Raw genomic sequence first — 17,961 nt, 5'->3', positions numbered from 1 at the left:
TTCGGACTCGCCTGGGTGACCCCCTAACGTGTAGCCCCACGCACCATCCGCCGGAGGACACATGGATCCGATCCGTGTACCGCCCGAAATGTTCCGTTTCACCGACGGCAGCAGGTCCGGGCTCCCCCTGGCGATCCTGCATGCCTTCGGAGAGGCGAACGAGCGGCTCGAGACGGCCCTCGGCATCGACGATCTCCGCACCAGGCTGCGGGAGGTCGGCTGGCTCGAGACGCTGGACGACGACGACCTGGTCAAAGCACTGGATCAGCTCCGGACCCAGGGTCAGCTCGACACCGTCCAGAACCACGCCGGCGACTACCGGACGGCGTCCGAGTACGAGCGGCGCAATCTTCAGTACGCGCTCACCCGACAGGGCGAAGCGGCGTACGCGGGGCTCCTCCGCGCGAACGAAGTGCTCAACGCGACGGGCGCGCTGCAGACGGCCACGCTCGAAGCGCTGGGCGATCGGCTCGGTGAGCTCGTCAGGCAGCTGGAAGACGGCACCGACAGGCGCGTGTTCAGCACGCTCGCCGAGGTCGAGGGCCATCTTGAGACGTTCCGCGACACCACGAAGCGGTTCAACGGCGAGCTCCAGCGCCTCCTGCGCGCCGAGGCCGATCTCGCGACGTTCCACGAGGTCAAGGCGGCCACGGTCGCGTACCTGCAGGAGTTCCTGAACGACCTCGAACACCACACCCACACCATCGCCACCCGCATCAAGGAGATCGACGACCACGGCGTCGAGCGGATGCACCGGCGGGCGCTCAACGGCGCGTCCCTGCAGAACCCGGATCCGCGCTGGCTGGAGCTCCGTCAGGCTCGCTGGGACGGGCTCCGCGCGTGGTTCCTGCCCGAAAACGGGTCCTCACCGCGGGTCGAGGACCTCCACCAGGTCGCGCGGCGGGCGATCATCACCCTCCTGCAGGTCCTGGACCGCATCACCGAGTCGCGACGGCGCGCGAGCAGCGCGGTCGCCGATTTCCGCGAGCTGGCGCGGTGGTTCACCGTCGTCCCCGCGCAGGAGGACCTGCACCGCCTGTGGTCCACGATGTTCGGGCTCAGTTCCGCGCGGCACGCGCATCTGGCCCACGCGGACCCGGAAGTGGTCAGCACGACGGCGTCGTGGCTCGACGCGCCACCGGTCGAGGTGTCGGAGCTGCTCCGGTCGGCGGGCCGCACTGAGCGGTTCACCAAGACCGGGCGGGTCCGCGACGTCACCGCGATCCGGGCGGCAAGGGTCCAGCAGGCGATCGCCGAACGCGCCGAGCTCGAGGCGGCGTGGAACATGCTCGACACCGGCGGGGTCGTGCGGCTTTCCGCGTTCGAGAAGCTGGACCACACCGTTTTCGAGCGGCTGCTGGACCTGCTGGGCCAGGCACTCGGCAGCGGCCCCGACGCGACCGGCGCCCGGCGGTGCACGACGTCCGACGGCCAGATCGAGATCATCCTGCGGCAGGCGCGCAACGGCGCCGTGGCCCGCCTGACCACCACGAGCGGCGTCTTCCGCGGCCCCGACTACGAAATCGAGATCAGCACGGCCGGAGGCAGTGCGTGAGCCTGACGAACCAACTGGTCATCGCGGAACGCGAGGAGGTCGCGCGCGGGATCCGGGCGCTGCTGGCCAAGCCGCTGATCGGCGAACGCGGCTCCCCCGAGACCTTCGACCTCATCCGGCGCCGTCGCGAGCCCATCCGGCAGTGGTTCGACTACTACTGCGGCTGGACGCTCACCGTCGAACCCCGGCTCGGGTACGCCCGGCTGGTCAAGGTCCGCGCCTCCGCCGACCCGACCCGCCCGGCGCGACGGCTGCGGTCCGGGCGCGCGGCTTTCGACCGGCGCCGCTACGTCCTGCTGTGCGTGGTGGCGGCCGAACTGCTCACGGTGCCGGTGACCACGATCGGCCTGCTCGCCGACCGCGTCGGCCGGGCGAGTGCCGCCGACGACCTCGTCACCACCTTCGACGTCGCCTCCCGGGCCGAACGTCTCGCGTTCGTGGACGTCCTGAAGCAGCTGGATTCCTTCGGCGTCCTCGAAACGGCCGACGGCGACGCCGAGTCCTTTGTGGACGAAACGACGGCGAAGGTGCTGTTCCGGGTCGACGCGACCCTGCTGCTGCGGCTGCTCGCCGCCCCGGTCGGGCCGTCGCAGCTGGCGGTGCCCGCCGACGACGTCGCGCTGCGGTTCGAGGAACTGCTGGACGCGGTGTCCTACGAGCAGCGCTACGGGCTCTCGTCGGGACGCCACGAGGACACGCCCAACGCTTCCGACGTCCAGCGGAACCTGTGGCTCCGCCACGCCGTCTTCCGCCGTCTCGTCGACGATCCGGTGCTGTACTTCGCCGAACTGACCGGGGAGGAGCGCGCGTATCTCGGGTCCCCGACCGGGCGCCAACTGCTGCGCCGCGCCGCGGAACAGGGCGGATTCGTCCTCGAAGAGCGCGCGGAGGGCGTGCTGCTCGTCGACGTCGACGGGCTGGCCACCGACGAACGGTTCCCGGACGACGGCAGCAACGCCAAGGTCGCCGCGCTCCTGCTGCTCGACGCGCTGGACGAGCCGCGGACGACCGACTACCTGCGCAACGCCACCGCCAAGCTGCTGAAACGGTTCCCGCGCTGGGCCAAGACCTACCGGGGCAAGGACGGCGTGCGGCGGCTGACCGTGGACGCGCTCGCGGTGCTGACCGGCTTCGGGCTCGTCCGTACCGAAGCCGAACTCGTCCGGCCACTCCCGGCCGCCGCGAGGTACACCGGACGGAACGAGGAGGCGACGTGACCGTGACGAGGTGGATCCCGTCCCGCGCGGGCATCCTCAACATCTGGCGCTACTACGACGAGATCTTCGAGTTCCACGACGGGCGCCTGCTGCTGCGCGGCCCCAACGGGAGCGGGAAGTCCAAGGCGCTGGAGCTGCTGCTGCCGTTCCTGTTCGACGCGAGCCTGCGCGCCAACCGGCTGTCGACCTTCGGCACCAGCGAGCGCAGCATGCACTGGAACCTGATGGGCGAGGGCGCTTCCGGCGCCACCCGCGTCGGGTACGTGTGGCTCGAATTCCGCATGGGCGAGGACCAGTGGTTCACCTGCGGCGCGCGGCTGCAGGCGAGCACCCACACCAGCACGGTGCACGCCGACTTCTTCACCACCGGCCGGCGCGTCGGCGACGGGCTGCCGCTGGTCAACGAGGCGGGCCAGCCGCTCACCAAGAACGCGCTGGAGGAGGCCCTCGGCGACCACGGGACCGTGCACCCCGGCGCGGCCGAGTACCGCACCGAGATCCGCGCGAAGCTGTTCCCCACCTTGAGCGAGCAGCGGTACGACGCGCTGATCACCGCGCTCCTCCAGCTGCGGATGCCCAAACTCTCGCAGCGGCTCGACCCGAGCCTGCTGTCCAACCTGCTTTCCCGCGCGCTCCCGCCGTTGGGACAGCAGGAGATCGCGGACCTCGCCGAGGGTTTCGAGCGGCTCGACGCGCAGCGCGAAAAGCTGGGCTCGCTGGAGACCGAGGTCGACGCGACCCGCGCGCTCGCCGCGCGGCAGAAGACCTACGCGCAGCGTGTCCTGCGCGCGGGCGCCGCGAACCTCATCGCCGCGACCGCCGAACTCGACGGGCTCGCCGCGGCCGCCCGCCGTTCGGCCGAGGAGTACGACGAGGTCGCCGCGAGCAAGGCGGCGGCCGAGGAGCGGGCGGCGAAGCTCGAAAAGGACGTCGAAGAGACCGAAGCCCGCGTCTCCGGGCTGACCGATTCCGAGTCGTACCAAAAGGGCCAGGAGCTCGACAAGCTGCGGCAGCGCGCGTTTTCCGCGCGGGACCAGGCGGGAACGCTCCGCGCGGACGCCGACCGGCTCCGTGCCGAGGCGGACGCCGACGAGGAGCGAGCGCGAGGGGCACGACAGGTCGCGAAGCGGCAGGCCGACCTCGTCCGCTCGCAGGAGGCCGAGGTCCGTGCCGCCGCGACCCGCGCGAACCTGGCCGGGGTGCACGACGAACTCGTCGCCGGGCTGGACGACTCCGGCAAGCAGGGCGAACCGGTCCGGCTCCGTCCGCTGTTGCAGGCCGCCGTCCGCGGCAAACGCGACCAGGTCGAGACCGTCGGCCGGGCGATGGACAAACACGAACGCGCCGTCGGCCGCCGTCACCAGGCCGAAGCGGAGCTGGACCGGGCGAGGTCGGATTTCTCGGCCGCGCAGGAGAAACTGGACCTCACGACGGCGACCCGCGAACTCGCGCTGAGCGATCTGCGCACCCGGCTCGCCGAATGGGCGATCGGCTGCCGTGAGCTGCGCTTCCCCGACGTCGAAGCGCTCGTGCGGGAGGCCGAAGCGGAAGTCGCGCTGCTGGGCAGGATCAGCACGGTCGCCGAGACCGTGCTGGAGGACATCGTCCGGCAGGAGGCGGCGACCGGTGCCGCGCTGGCGACCGCGCGTACCGAGCACGACGAACTGCTCGTCGAGGCGGGCGTGCTCGAATCGGAGGACGTCCTCACCCCCGAGTCGCCGCGCACCCGGACGGCGGACCGGACCGAGATGAGCGGCGCCCCGCTGTGGCGGCTGGTCGATTTCGCCGGCTCCGTCCCGGCGGACACGCACGCCGGGATCGAAGCCGCGCTCGAAGGCGCCGGGCTGCTGGACGCCTGGGTGAACTCCCACGGTGTCGTCGACGGCCACGACGTGCTCGCGGAAACCGGGACACTGCCGGTGGCTGCCCGTTCGCTCGCCGACGTCTTCGTACCGGAACCCGACGCCGGGGTCGCCCCGGCGAAGATCCGGCGGGTGCTGGAAGTGATCGCCTTCGACGACACGCTGCCCGCGGGTCCCGCCGCGATCGGCGCGGACGGCAGCTGGCGGATGGGCAGCCTGTCGGGCAGCTGGACGAAGGAAGCCCCGGCCTACATCGGTTCTTCCGCCCGCCTGCGCGCCAGGGAACGCCGGATCGCCGGGCTGCGGGACGAGATTTCCGGCCGCGAGAAGATCATCGCCGAGCTGGAAGGCGAACTGGCCGCGCTGCGGGGCAGGCGCGAGCTGATCAAGATCGAACGCGCCGCCCGCCCCGGTCACGAAGACCTCCTTGCCGCGACCGGGGAAGCGACCACGGCCGAGGCCGACCTGACCGCCGCCGACTCCGCCGTCCGGCACCGGGAAACGACCGTTTCCGCGCTGGAGATCGAGGCCAAGACCGCGCTGCACGAGCTGACCGGCCAGGCTTCCGACGGCGGGCTGCCGACCGAACGCGCACCACTGACAGCGCTCGCCACGGCCCTGCGCACCTACTCCGACCAGGGCGAGAACTGGCTGTACGAGCACGGGAACCTGCTCGCGGCGACCCAGCGGGCCGAAACGTTCGCCGACCAGGCGGCCCGTTCGGAGGCGAACGCCGCCCGGCGTGAGGACGAGGCTGTCGAGGCGGAGGCCGAACGCACCAAGCTCACCGCGATGCTCGAAGCGATCGAGGGATCCGTCGGCACCGGCCAGCGCGAGGTGCTCGCCGAAATCGACGGCCTGCGCACGAAACTGCGCGGACTCGCCGACGAACTCCGCGCCGCGAACGCCGACGCCAAGGATCTGGCCGTGTCCTTGGGCGCGCTCGGCGTCCGGCGCACGACCGACGCGAGGGCCCGCGAGGACGCCGCCAAGAAGCAGGACGCCGCCGCGCTCCGGTTCCGGAAGCTCGCCACCGGGGTCTTCCCCGCGGACGGCGGGATCGAGGACCTGCCGAAGTTCCAGGCCACCCTGTCCGCGTCCGAAGGGGTGCGGGCGGCACTCGACACGGCCCGGCTGGTGGCCGCGGCGTGGCCGTCCGTGCCGCACGCGCCGAGCAATCTCGGCGAGGCGCTGCACCGGCTTTCCGAGGCCGTGCACACCTGCCGGAACACGCTCAGCACGCGGGCGGAACTCGATCTGGAGACCGACGAGGACGTCCAGATCTTCACCGCCGTCGTCGACGGGCTGCGGGTCGGCGCGGCCGAACTGCTGAAGATCCTTTACGCGGAAGCGGAACAGAGCAGGCACGAGATCACCGGCCGCGAGAGCGACCTGTTCGACAAGACGCTGACCGGTGACACCCGGCGCCATCTCGCGGCCCGCATCCGGCAGGCCAACGACCTCGTCGACGGCATGAACGCGCGACTGGAACGGGTGCGGACCGCGTCGAGGGTCGCCGTCCGGCTGGTCTGGCAGGTCTCCCCCGATCTGCCGCCGGGCACCAAGACCGCACGGGACCTGCTGCTGAAGGATCCGGACCAGCTGACCGCCGAAGATCGCGTGTCACTGCACAAGTTCTTCCGCGAGCGCGTCGAACAGGCGAAGGCGGACGACACGGCGACCAGCTGGGAACAGCAGCTCGCGCAGGTCTTCGACTACACGTCCTGGCACCGGTTCGTGGTCAAGGTGGACCGCGCCAACGGAACGGGCTGGCAGCTGCTGACCAAGAAGCTGCACGGCGCGCTTTCCGGTGGGGAGAAGGCGATCGCGCTGCACCTGCCGCTGTTCGCCGCCGTCGCCGCGCACTACCAGGCAGCGCCCGAGGCGCCGAGGGTGATCCTGCTCGACGAGGTGTTCGTCGGCGTCGACACCACCAACCGGGGGCAGGTGTTCGGCCTGCTGTCCGCGCTCGACCTCGATCTGATGCTGACGTCGGACCACGAGTGGTGCACCTACGCCGAACTCGGCGGTGTCGGGATCCACCAGCTCATCACCGGCGGCGACGGCGACGACGCGGTCACCACGGCGCGGTTCACCTGGAACGGTCACGACCTCCTGCCCGCCGAACCGCGTTAGCCTGAGCGGCCCCAAAGCCGGGCGCAGCGGGGCCCTTTCCGCGGTTCGTCCTTGTGCGGCGCGGGAGGGCTCGCTACGTTCCTGCCGATGGCGCCGACGGCAGTGCGGATCCAGGTGCTGGGTTCGCTGCGCGTGTGGCTCGACGGGGCGGAAGTCGACCTCGGCCCGCCAGGCCGCCGCGCCGTCCTGGGGTTGCTCGTGCTCGCCGGCGGCGAAGCGATGTCCAAGCAGGACCTCGTGGACGCGCTCTGGGGCGAACGGCCGCCGCGCAGTGCGGTGAACGTCCTCCAGACGCACGTGAAACATCTGCGGCGGTTGCTGGAACCCGGCCGTCCTTCCCGGTCCGGGAGCGAGATCCTGCCGCATGTCGGCGGCGGGTACGCGCTGCGCCGGGACGCCGTCGAGATCGATCTGCCGCACGTCCGCGGGCTCGTCGCCGAGGCGAACGACGCCCAGCGCGACGGCGAGACGGGCCGTGCCGCGGCCCTGTTCGGCGAGGCCCTGCGCTGGTGGCGGGGCAAACCGCTGGCCGATGTCCCTTTGCTCGCACCACATCCGAAGGTCATGGCCCTGGTCGCGGAACGCCGCGCGCTGCTCGCCAGGTACGGCGACGCCATGCTCGCCATCGGTGCCGCCGACGAGGTGCTGACCGAACTGGTCGAAGCCGCCGCGGACCAGCCGCTGGACGAACCGGCCCAGGCCCGGTTGATCCGCGCGTACCACGGCGCCGGCCAGCGGGCGACGGCTTTCGGTCTCTACCAGGAGGTTCGCGAGCGGCTCGTCGAGGAGCTGGGTGTCGAACCGGGACCCGAACTCGTCGCGGCGCACGCTGCCCTGCTCGACGACGGGGAACCGCTTCCGGCCGAAAGCCCGCGCCCTACCGCCCGCGCCCCCCGGCAACTGCCCGCCGAACCACCCGGGTTCACCGGCCGGGCGACCGAACTGTCCATTTTGGACGAGCTGGTGCCGAGAGCGGGCGGTTTCGGCGGCGCGGTGGCGCTCGCGGCCATCACCGGCACCGCGGGCGCCGGGAAGACCGCGCTCGCCGTGCACTGGGCGCATCGCGTGAAGGACCGGTTCCCCGACGGGCAGTTCTACGCGAACCTGCGCGGCCACTCGCCCGGTCCGCCCGCGACGGCGCTCGAAGTGCTCACCCGGTTCCTGGCCGCGCTGGAGATCCCCGCCGAACGTCTGCCCGCGGACACGGAGACCGCGTCCGCGCTGTACCGGACGCTGATGACCGACCGGAAAGCCTTGGTACTGCTGGACAACGTCGATCGCGTGGACCAGGTCCGGCCGCTGCTGCCCGCCGGTCCCGGCTGCCTGGTGCTGGTGACCGCCCGCGACCGGATGGCCGGTCTGGTCGCCCTCCACGGCGCCCGGCGGCTCACCCTCGGCATGCTCGATCCCGCCGAGGCGCTGGAACTGCTCTCGCGGGTGCTCGGCGCCGACTGGATCCGGGCCGAACGCGCGGCCGCGGCCGAAGTGGCCGAGTCGTGCGCGTATCTGCCGCTGGCCCTGCGGATCGCCGCGGCCAACCTCGCCGACACTCCGGGGAACGGCATCGAGGATTACGCCGTCGAGTTGCGCAAAGGCAATCTGCTCGCCGCGCTCACGGTGCCGGGTGACGAGCAGATCGCCGTCCGGACCGCCTTCGACCTCTCCTACCGGGCCTTGCCCGCGGAGACCAGCAGGTTGTTCCGGCTGCTGAGCCTGGTGCCGGGCAACGACATCGGCGTCGAGGCGGTGGAGGTCCTCGCCGGTGCGGAACGGGCGGGCCCGATGCTGGACGCGATCGCGGCCGCGCATCTGGTCGAGCAGCACGCGCCGGATCGCTACCATTTCCACGACCTGCTCCGGCGTTATGCCGCCGATCGCCTGGAGTCGCGGGAGTCCCCGGCCGAGATCGGCTCCGCCCGCGCCCGGTTGCACGAGTGGTACCTGCGTGCCGTCGACAACGCGGCGAAGCTGGTGTACCCGCACATGTTCCGCCTTCCGCTGTCCGTGCCCGACGGCCCGATCCCCGCCGCCGCGAAGGAGAACGCGTCGGAATGGCTGGAGACCGAGCTGGGCAACCTCGTCGCCGTCGCCGAGGACGCCGCGCGGATCGGGCCGCTCCCGGTGGCCTGGCTGCTGGCCGACGCCCTGCGCGGCTATTTCTGGATGTCGTTGCGCCAGGTGGAATGGCGGGCGGCCGCCGCGGCCGCGTCGTCCGCCGCCGAACAGGACGGCGATCCCCGCGCCCGCGCGTCCGCCCGGTTCAGCCTGGCCGACCTGAGCTTCCGACAGGGGCGATACCGGGAGGCCGTCCGGCATTACGCCGGCGCGCTCGTGCTCGCCAGGCGGGCGGGCTGGATGGAGGCGCAGGCCGCGGTGCTGGGCAACCTCGGTTGTGCGTACTGGCAGGCCGGACGGCTTCCGGCCGCCGCGGTGCGGTTCTCCCGGGGACTGGAGCTGAGCAGGCGGGCGGGCAGGCCCGCCGGGGAAGCCGTCGCGCTGGGCAATCTGGGACTCGTCCACTGGGAGATGGGCGACCTGCCCAGGGCGGCCGGGCACTACGCCCAGGCCTTGCGCCGGTATCGCCGGATCGGTTCGCGCTACGGGGAAGCGATCAACCTGAGCAATCTCGGGCAGGTGCAGCACGCTCGCGGCAACGCGGGCGAGGCGGCCGGGCTGCTCTCCGAGGCCCTCGCGCTGCACCGCGAGGCCGGGAACCGCGCCGGGGAGGCGGAAACGCTCGGCAGGCTCGCGTCGGCGTACTGCGATCTCGGCCGTCCGGCCGACGCGCTCGCCCACGCGCGCGACGGACTGCGGCTGGCGCACGAGACCGGCGAACCGCGAGGCGAAGGCGAAGCGCTCGTCGCGCTCGCGAGCGTGCATCACCGCGTCGGGCACCGGCGGGACGCCGTCCGCCACTATCGGCAGGCGTTGGCCCGGCTGCGGGAAACCGGCGACCGGTACCCCGAGGTCGACGCGCTCATCGGGCTCGCCGTCGCCACCGGTGACCTCGGCCAGGCCCGCCAGGCGCTCACCCTCGCCGAGCGGGCCGGCTACCGCGCGCTTCGACGACGGGCGTCCGCCGCCGTCGAAGCGATCCTCCGCGCCTGAATCACGCCGCGGCGATGGCGCTTTGGCTGTCGTATCCGCCCGACGGGTCAAAGGTGACGACGACCCACGGGTTGACACCGTTTTCCTTGCCCTTGCCGTCCTGGCAGGAGAACTCGCTCATGTCGAACGCCTTCCAGGCCGGGCTGCCCGGTGTCTTGCCCAGCGATTCCTCGATCCGGCCGACCCAGCGGCAGGCCGGACTCTGCACCCGCGCCGCCACCGACGGCTCGGCCCAGACGATCGTCCCGCCGTCCGCGCACCAGGAAAGGTCGAACGTGTAGGTCCACCTCCCGGGATCCTCGAGCACGACCGGCTTGATGACCTTGACACCGGAGGCGCATTGCCTGGCCGCGCCCGCCTCGCCGGTGGCGACGAACGTGAGCCCGGCGCACAGGACCACCGAACCGGCGAGCATCTTCTTGAGCGTCATCGCTCCCCCTGAATCCGTTGTCCCCCTACTGTTCCCCCGGTTCCCGGCACCCGCAATCCGCCGGACGCCGGGTCCAATCGACGTCCAATGGCCGTCCAGTGCCGCCGAATAGCTTGGGGCGCACTGTTTCGGTTGAGGGGAGTACGGATGAGGGCACGACTCAAGAAGGCTCTGATCGCGGCGGCCACCACGGTGACCGTCGCGGCGTCGCTCGTCGCCGGCACCGCGGGCGCGAGTTCGGCACAGGCGGCCGGGCTGCCGGTGTTCGCGATTTCGTCGGACGGCAAACTGATGGCCTACTTCGACACCGCCACACCCCAGGTGCTCGGCTGGGTCCGGCTCGTGCAGGGACTCACCTGCGGCGAGACCTACCTGATCGGGATCGACTTCCGGGTACAGGACGGCTTGCTCTACGGGGTGGGGAACAAGGGCTGCATCTACACGATCTCGACCCCGCCGAAGACACCCGACGTCGTTCTCACGAAGGTCTCGCAACTGAGCATTCCACTGTACGGCAAGGACTTCGGCGTCGACTTCAACCCGGCCGCCGACCGGCTCCGGGTGATCAGCGACAACGGCCAGAACCTGCGGCACAACCTCACGGGCCACGTCACGGTCGAAGACACCGCCCTGACCACACCGCCCATCTCGGGGAGAACCTCCGGCGTCACAGCCGCCGCCTACACGAACAACGACCTGAAACCCGACACCGCCACCACGTTGTTCGACATCGGCACGGCCACCGACCAGGTGCTCATCCAGGCACCGGCCAACAACGGGCTCCTCAGCCCCACCGGGGCGCTCGGCGTCGACGCCGGCCCGATCGCGGGCTTCGACATTTACAGCGAGCTGACCAACGGCAAGACGACCTCGGTGAGCGCGTTCGCCGTACTCAACCCGGCCGCCGCGTCGTCACCGTCGACGTTCTACACCGTCAACCTGCTCACCGGAGCGGCGACCAAGGTCGGCGACTTCCCGCTGCCGATCGGTGACATCGCGGTCGCTCTCGACACTTACTGAGCGAGCGGCGCTGTTTCCGGAATTCGGCGATGATCCGCTTTCTCGGCAGCCGGGCTTCGGCTGCCGAGAAAGTTCTGTTGCCGGAAACCGGCAACGGGTTGCTGTGGTCGGAAACCGTCGGCGGGTTGATCCGGGAATTTCGTTTTCCGCCAACGCTTCTTGTCGGTTTGCTGGACAACACCCAAGCGGCGTCGGTCGGCGCGATGGACCTGCTGGCGGACCGGGTCGGTGCCGTGGAAGCGGCGATCGAGCGGGCTTCGGAACGGATGGTCGTGCGGGACGTGATGTAGGGGCATTGTGGCGTTCTCGGCGGTCGGGGTTTCGGCTGCCGGGAACGCATTGCCGGAATTCGGCAACGGGTTGCTGTGCTCGGATGGCCTGGTGGTTCGGTGGGGCTTTGTTGTCGGGATTCGGCGACGCTTCACGGTGGCCGAATGATTCCGGGTGGCCATGGGTGCTGTGGTCGGTGTCGGGCCCTGATCTGGTCGGTTCGCTGAGCCTTCATTGCCGAAAATCGGCAACGCCTTACGGTGGCTGCATGATCGGAAACTGTCGGTGGTCGGTCGTATGTTGATCAGGTGGACACACGTAAAGCCACACCTGTGGCACTCCTCGAGAAACTCACCGACCCCGGCCTGCTGGAGTCGGTCAATGCTGCTGTCGATTCCCTGGACGACACCGATTCCGTCGCTGTCGCCCAAGCCGCGTCAGCGGGGATCGCACGATTGGAAGCGGTCCGGTTCCGGGCACTGGCGCAGCTTTCGCGGCATCGCGACGGCGCCCGCAGTGTCACCCAGGAGGTCGCGTTCGCGTTGTCTCTTGTGGACAATCACGCGGGTGCGATGGTCGCCGCGGCTGAGGCGTTGACCACCCGCCTGCCCCGCACACTAGGGTTGATGGACCAAGGAAAAGTGGATGGTTTCGGCGCGATGAAAGTCGCCGCCGCCACCGCGTGGCTATCCGACGACAACGCCCTCGCCGCCGACGCCCTCCTGGAGGACCGGCTACCGGACAAAAACTCCGGACAGATCCGGAAAGCGGCGAGCCACGCGGCACTCACAGTCGACCGCGAAGGCGCCGCTACCCGTACCGAGCGGCATCGCGAAGGCCGCCGGCTGACGGTCCGCCACGGCGAGACAGGCGTCGCGTCGATCGAAGTCGAAGACGGCCCCGCCGAAAAAGTCACCGCCGCCTACACCCGGATCGACCGCGAAGCACGAGCACTCAAAACCGGCGACGAGACCCGCACCCTCGACCAACTCCGCGCCGACATCGCCCTCGACCTCCTACTCGGCGGCCAAGGCGGCAAGACCGAACGCGCCGAGGTGTTCCTCTACATGGACCTGTTCACCTACCTCGGAGTGAACGACGATCCAGCGGAACTGGCCGGACACGGGCACCTCCCCGCGTCACTGGCCCGCGAGATCGCGACCGGGGCGGACACCGTCCTACGGCGGATCATCACCGACCCGTTGTCCGGGCAAGTGCTCGACCTCGGCCGGGACCGGTATCGGCCCACCGCGGGCCAGGGCGAGTTCGTCCGGGTGCGCGACCGTGAGTGCCGAAGACCGGGCTGTCACCGCCCCGCCCAAGCCTGCGACCTCGACCACTCCGTGCCCTGGGAGCACGGCGGGCATACCGACGCCGCCGACCTCATCGACCTCTGCCGCCGTGATCATCGGTTGAAAGACGAACCCGGCTGGACCTACCACCTCACACCCGACGGCACCCTCACCATCACCACCCCCACCGGACAAAGCCACGACAGCACCCCACCACCACTACACCAACCCCGCCCAAAAACCGAGGAACCACCACCGTTCTGAACCCCGTCGCCGAAAAACGGCCACCGCTCGCGTCCCTAGCACGGCCAACTGGGCAGTCGCGAGCCGCCATGCCTACGGAACCCACGTCATCGCCGAAAAGTGGCAACCGCTCCCGCCCCCAAAGCCGCGAGCCACCCAACCGTAAGCCGCTCTCCCAACAGAACCACCACCGTTCTAGGCCCCGTCGCCGAAAAACGGCCACCGCTCCCGTCCTCAGCACAGCCAGCGAGCCGCCCCGCCTACCGAACCACCACCCGCCCCGCGTCATTGCCGAAAACCGGCAACCGCCCCCACCCCAAGCACCATCGCCGAAAACCGGCCACGGCCACCCAGGAGTCCACCCACGGTCTGAGCCCGAACAACAGACCACGAGCCGATCCGAGCACGCACCCCGACGCGGCAGGCTCACCACCATGGAAACCGACTACGTCTTCCCCGGCCGCCGAGTCACCGCGATCTCGATGGTCCTCGGCCCGGTCCTGCTACTCACCGGAACGCTACTGCGGTCACGCTTCAACTTCTTCTTCCCCGACCAGCTCAGGGCGATGAGCGACCATCCGGCGCTGATGACCGCCGCCTACACGTGTTTCCTGGCGGGCAACGTCCTGCTGTGGCCCGCGATCCTCGCGCTCGCCACGAAGATCGGCCGGACCAAGCCCGCGCTGGCCGCCTGGGGCGGCTTGTTCGTCCTAATAGGACTCTTCGAGCGCACTTTCCACGCCGGGATCGACCAGGCCGCGCTGGGGCTCGCCGAGCGGCGCGGCGCCGGTTTCGCCGAAAGCGTGGTCAGTGAGTCGTACCAGGATCTGCATCTGTTCAGTTTCCTGTCGTTCACCATCATGTTCGGCTGGTACGTGCTCGCTTTCGCCGCCTATCGCGCGAAAGTGCTCGGCGTCGTCCAGTCGATCGGGTTGGCGACGATGGGACTTCTGCCGCTCGGCGTGCTGAAGGGTACCGAAATCGTGTCGATCATCGGCACCGCCGGGCTTTGTGTCGCGTTGGTCCCGGCCGGTATCCGCGTATTACTGGAAAGTCCCAAACCGAGCCGGAAGACGGTTTTGCTCACGGCGATCACCGTCCCGGTTCTGGGCGCGCTCGCTTTCGCGAGCACCTTGGGCTGAGGATTTCCCTCAGGCCAGTCGCGCGGGCGCTTTTCCCGCCCTGTCACCGGATTCGTGGTCGCGCCCCGCCGGGAGGCAGCTCATCAGCAATACGAGACCGACAGCGCCGAGAAGCATGTGCCCGGCGAGGATGCACAGCCCACAGAATCCGATCCACAATGAGATCTTCATTCTCAGATGGTAGGGCCGTTCTCAGGACCGGAGCCCGGACTTGGGAAAGACTTAAGGTCTCCTTTGAGCAAAGGGTCTGTTCGGCGTACGCGCGTAATACACCACCAGGGACGCCGTCGCGGCCAGGAAGACCACCTGCATCAGGCTCCTCGGCACCAGTTCGTCCATCACCGACGTCACCGGACCGTTCAACGCCTTGTGGACGTTCGCCGGGAACATCCCCAACAGCAGGAGAGTCAGTCCGGCGGCGGCCCATGGTGCCGTGCGCGACCACAGCACTCCCGCGGCTCCCACCAGTTCGAGGACGCCGGTGACGGTGACCAGCAACCCCGGCGCGGGCAACGCGGGCGGCACCATCGCGATGAGCTCCTCGCGCATGCCGATGAAATGCGCGAGCCCGGTCGTGACGAACAGTGCCGCGACGCCGCCGCGCACGGCCACCGGCCAGGGCTTCAGCCGCTGGACACCGACGGCCCCCAGCAGGAACAACGTCGCCGTGACGGCGACCAGCATCAGTACGGGTACCAGACCGGGATCCATGAGCATGCCTTCCGAACAGCGAAACTTTCCACTGACAAGATGCGCCGTTGCGGGCTATCTTGTCAATGACTAGATTCATCCTCATGAGTCCGTACCACCACGGCGACCTCCGGCGGGCCGTGCTCGACGCCGCCGTCGCGGCCATCACCGAACACGGCCCGGCCGGGATCAGCCTCCGCGACCTCGCCCGGCGCGCGGGGGTTTCGCACGCCGGGCCGGTGCACCACTTCGGCGACAAAGCCGGGGTGCTCACCGCGCTGGCCGCCGAGGGATTCGGGCTGCTCGCGGACGCACTCGCGGCCGAGAGCGAGCGCGGCTTCGTCGAGGTCGGGGTGGCTTACGTACGCTTCGCGATCGAGCATCGCGCGCATTTCGAGGTCATGTTCCGCCCCGAGCTCCATCGTGAGGACGATCCGGCGCTGGCCGCCGCCCGTGACCGTGCGGGCGGCCTACTGACCGGCGGCGCGTCGTCGGTCAGCGACGACGCGATGGCGGGAGTCGCCGCGTGGTCGCTGATGCACGGCTTCGCGAACCTGTGGCTCACCGGCGCGCTGCGCGCCGAGCACCTCGAGGATCCGGACACCGCCGCCCGCGCGATCGCCCGGATCCTGTTCCCCTGAACGCGGCTCAGGCCTGCGACGTGGGCACGATGGTGACCTGCTGGAGGTTCACCCGCGCCGGGAGCGAGGTCAGGAACGCCACGGTCTCGGCGATGTCGTCCGCCTTCAGCCAGGTCAGCGTGTCGCGCATGCCGTCGAGCCACTCCAGCGCGCCGGCGTCGGTGACGTGCCCCTGCAGTTCCGTCTCGACCAGGCCGGGCTCGATCGCCGCGACCCGCACGCTCTTCGGGCCGAGGTCGGCACGGAGGTTCCTCGACAGGTGCGTCACGTACGCCTTCGAGGCGGCGTAGACCGCGAAGGACGGGAAGACGCCCTGAGCGCCGATGGACGACGTGTTCACCAGATCGGCGACACCCTTTTCGGTCGCCGAAGCGACCAAGTGCGGGACGAACGCGCCGATCGCGTTCATCAGGCCCGTCATGTTGACGTCGATCATGCGCTGCCAGTCGCCGGTCGCGAGTTCGTCGATCGGCGCGGCCAGCATCACGCCGGCGTTGTTGAACAGCAGGTCCGCGCGCCCCAGTTTCGCCTCGACCTCGGCTGCCGCGGCCCGCATCGCCCCGGCGTCGGCGACGTCGGCCGCGAGGACGAGCGCGGTGCCGCCGTCCTGGTCGATCTCCTTGGCGAGCGTTTCCAGCCGGTCCGTGCGGCGGGCGACGAGCGCGACCGCCGCGCCGGAGGCGGCGAGCCGCCGTGCGGTCGCCTCGCCGATCCCGCTGGATGCACCGGTGACGACGGCGACCCTGTTCTCGTGCCGCGCCTGGATGTTCGTCATCTTGTCTCTCCTCTGTGGACTCTTTCTGAGACCAGGTAACCGGCCCACGAGGAGAGATGACACGGTCTGTTCAGCCTGGGTCCGGCAGTACCAGTCAGGCTTCGAGCGCACCGAGGACGAGCCCGGCGTGCTTACGCCAGACGTCGTCGCCCTGCCCGGCGGTCAGTTCGACGATCCGGCCGAGCGCGAGGATCTGCAGGCCGATGTCCGCGGAAGTGATGCCGTCCCGCAGCCGCCCCTGACGGCGCGCGCGTTCGACGAGGCCGTCGAGACTCTCGGCGAGGTGCGCGCGACAGGCGTCGAGAGCGCCTTCGGTGACGGTGAGCCCGTCGAGGAACGCCCGGTGCCGGGCCATCATCGCCAGCGTCCGCTCGACGACGAGGCTGATCCCCTCCCAGGCGTCTTCGGCCGCTTTCGCGCTCTCGGAGACGGCCTCCCATTCGGCGACGTCGTCCTCCAAAACCGCCCTGACCAGGTCGTCCTTGGCGGGGAAGTGCCGGTACAGGGTGGCGACGCCGACGTCGGCCCGGCGCGCGATCTCCCGGACGTCGGTGGCGAGACCGCGTTCGGCGAAGCACTCGCGCGCGGCCTCCAGCAGCTGCGCCCGGTTTCGCGCCGCGTCCCAGCGTTGACGCCGCGAAGTGGTCATGACGGGATCCTACCTGTTCCGGAACCCCTGTTTCGGATACGGTGATGTTCCGGAACACGTGTTCCGGAACTGGAGGAGACCATGTCCACGATCGTGATCACCGGGGGAACCGACGGCCTCGGCCGCGCGCTGGCCGCCGACAGGTTGCGCGAAGGCCACACTGTCGTCGTGGTCGGCCGCAGCGAGGCGAAATTCCGCGAACTGCCGGGCGACGCGCATTTCATCCGGGCCGACCTGCGCGAGGTGTCCGAGAACTTCCGCGCCACCCGGGAGATCGCCGAACGCTTCCCCGTCGTCGACACGCTGGTGCTGGGCGCCGCGTACGTCCACCGAGACCGGCAGTTGACCAGTGAAGGCTTCGAGCACACGTTCGCGCTGTACTACCTGAGCAGGCACGTCTTCGCGTCGGAGCTCCAGGAGGTGCTCGGCGCCGCCGAGCGGCCGCTGATCCTCGACACCACCGTCCCCGGCGCGCCGAAGGACGCCATCCGGTGGGACGATTTCCAGCTTTCCCGGGGCTTCACCTGGAAGTCGGCGAATCAGCAGAGCCGCCGGATGGGCCTGTTGTCCGCGCACCTGCTCGCCTCCGAAAAGGTGCGGTACGTGCTCTACAACCCGGGATTCGTCCGTACGAGTCACCAGGGCGCACTCGGCAGGACCTCGCGGGCGATGGTCGGCGTCCTCGCGAAACTCCTGGGCACACCCCCCGAGAAAGCGATCCTGCCGATGCTCGACCTCATCCGGAACCGGCCCGAAGCACCCTTGAGCGCGTATCAGCGCGCCAAACGACTCCCCCTCGACGAGGTCGATCATGACGAGGCCGAGCGTCTTCACGCCGAGACACGACGGCTCCTGCGAGAAGTCGCCGAGGCCGACCAGGGTTGACCTGCGCCGATGTGCGCGGCGAGAAGAAACGAGGAAAGATCGCCGC

Annotated in this window: 15 protein-coding genes; 10 read left to right on the top strand and 5 right to left on the bottom strand. The window is 70.0% G+C overall.

Annotated features, from left to right (window positions below; genetic code table 11):
* Window positions 1-61 precede the first annotated feature (61 nt).
* From ACLJPX_RS13085 to ACLJPX_RS13070, 4 genes are all read left to right on the top strand, one after another.
* Window positions 62-1,555 carry a TIGR02677 family protein gene (locus ACLJPX_RS13085; RefSeq protein ID WP_410600307.1) on the top strand — a complete coding sequence of 498 codons (1,494 nt, stop codon included), beginning with the start codon at window positions 62-64 and terminating at the stop codon, window positions 1,553-1,555.
* Window positions 1,552-2,772, top strand: coding sequence for a TIGR02678 family protein (locus tag ACLJPX_RS13080; RefSeq protein WP_410600306.1), 1,221 nt, complete (start codon window positions 1,552-1,554; stop codon window positions 2,770-2,772). Before ACLJPX_RS13085 ends, ACLJPX_RS13080 begins: the two co-directional genes overlap by 4 nt.
* Window positions 2,769-6,770 (top strand): TIGR02680 family protein, encoded by a 4,002-nt coding sequence (locus tag ACLJPX_RS13075; protein ID WP_410600305.1) that lies wholly within the window; start codon window positions 2,769-2,771, stop codon window positions 6,768-6,770. Before ACLJPX_RS13080 ends, ACLJPX_RS13075 begins: the two co-directional genes overlap by 4 nt.
* Window positions 6,771-6,857: 87 nt before the next feature.
* Complete coding sequence (locus tag ACLJPX_RS13070; protein ID WP_410600304.1) at window positions 6,858-9,878, top strand: tetratricopeptide repeat protein; 3,021 nt, start codon at window positions 6,858-6,860, stop codon at window positions 9,876-9,878.
* A 1-nt stretch (window position 9,879) separates the two neighbouring features.
* Here ACLJPX_RS13070 and ACLJPX_RS13065 read toward each other — a convergent pair whose 3' ends face one another.
* On the bottom strand, window positions 9,880-10,308 hold the full coding sequence (locus ACLJPX_RS13065; RefSeq protein WP_410600303.1) for a hypothetical protein: 429 nt from the start codon (window positions 10,306-10,308) through the stop codon (window positions 9,880-9,882).
* A gap of 147 nt (window positions 10,309-10,455) precedes the next feature.
* Here ACLJPX_RS13065 and ACLJPX_RS13060 point away from each other — a divergent pair, with 147 nt between their 5' ends.
* The 4 genes from ACLJPX_RS13060 (at window position 10,456) to ACLJPX_RS13045 (ending at window position 14,275) form a co-directional block, all read left to right on the top strand.
* A complete protein-coding gene (locus ACLJPX_RS13060; RefSeq protein ID WP_410600302.1) occupies window positions 10,456-11,328 on the top strand; it encodes a DUF4394 domain-containing protein in 873 nt (290 codons plus the stop codon).
* Between the two features lie 29 nt (window positions 11,329-11,357).
* A complete protein-coding gene (locus ACLJPX_RS13055) occupies window positions 11,358-11,618 on the top strand; it encodes a hypothetical protein (protein ID WP_410600301.1) in 261 nt (86 codons plus the stop codon).
* 312 nt (window positions 11,619-11,930) lie between these two features.
* Window positions 11,931-13,154, top strand: a complete 1,224-nt coding sequence (locus tag ACLJPX_RS13050) for a DUF222 domain-containing protein (protein WP_410600739.1) — start codon at window positions 11,931-11,933, stop codon at window positions 13,152-13,154.
* 413 nt (window positions 13,155-13,567) lie between these two features.
* The gene (locus ACLJPX_RS13045; protein WP_410600300.1) at window positions 13,568-14,275 is read left to right on the top strand and encodes a hypothetical protein; all 708 of its coding nucleotides are present in this window, start codon (window positions 13,568-13,570) and stop codon (window positions 14,273-14,275) included.
* 9 nt (window positions 14,276-14,284) lie between these two features.
* On the opposite strand, the gene ACLJPX_RS13040 is transcribed toward ACLJPX_RS13045, so the two are convergent.
* Both ACLJPX_RS13040 and ACLJPX_RS13035 read right to left on the bottom strand, forming a co-directional pair.
* Complete coding sequence (locus ACLJPX_RS13040) at window positions 14,285-14,446, bottom strand: hypothetical protein (protein ID WP_158255717.1); 162 nt, start codon at window positions 14,444-14,446, stop codon at window positions 14,285-14,287.
* A gap of 51 nt (window positions 14,447-14,497) precedes the next feature.
* Window positions 14,498-14,992, bottom strand: coding sequence for a hypothetical protein (locus ACLJPX_RS13035; RefSeq protein ID WP_410600299.1), 495 nt, complete (start codon window positions 14,990-14,992; stop codon window positions 14,498-14,500).
* Window positions 14,993-15,069: 77 nt separating this feature from the next.
* On the opposite strand from ACLJPX_RS13035, the gene ACLJPX_RS13030 reads away from it, so the two are divergent.
* Window positions 15,070-15,606, top strand: a complete 537-nt coding sequence (locus tag ACLJPX_RS13030) for a TetR/AcrR family transcriptional regulator (protein ID WP_410600298.1) — start codon at window positions 15,070-15,072, stop codon at window positions 15,604-15,606.
* Window positions 15,607-15,613: 7 nt separating this feature from the next.
* Here the strand turns inward: ACLJPX_RS13030 and ACLJPX_RS13025 are convergent, their stop codons facing one another.
* Both ACLJPX_RS13025 and ACLJPX_RS13020 read right to left on the bottom strand, forming a co-directional pair.
* Window positions 15,614-16,381: an SDR family oxidoreductase gene (locus tag ACLJPX_RS13025; RefSeq protein ID WP_410600297.1), complete on the bottom strand. Its 768-nt coding sequence runs from the start codon at window positions 16,379-16,381 to the stop codon at window positions 15,614-15,616.
* A 94-nt stretch (window positions 16,382-16,475) separates the two neighbouring features.
* Window positions 16,476-17,030, bottom strand: a complete 555-nt coding sequence (locus ACLJPX_RS13020; protein WP_410600296.1) for a TetR/AcrR family transcriptional regulator — start codon at window positions 17,028-17,030, stop codon at window positions 16,476-16,478.
* Between the two features lie 81 nt (window positions 17,031-17,111).
* On the opposite strand from ACLJPX_RS13020, the gene ACLJPX_RS13015 reads away from it, so the two are divergent.
* Entirely contained in the window at window positions 17,112-17,915 is an 804-nt protein-coding gene (locus ACLJPX_RS13015) for an SDR family NAD(P)-dependent oxidoreductase (protein WP_410600295.1), read from the top strand.
* Window positions 17,916-17,961: the final 46 nt, after the last annotated feature.

Source organism: Amycolatopsis sp. lyj-90 (assembly GCF_046549035.1).
In the GTDB taxonomy this organism is placed as follows: domain Bacteria; phylum Actinomycetota; class Actinomycetes; order Mycobacteriales; family Pseudonocardiaceae; genus Amycolatopsis.
Note: the sequence above shows the minus strand (reverse complement) of the source record. Positions and strands in the feature narration are given on the sequence as shown.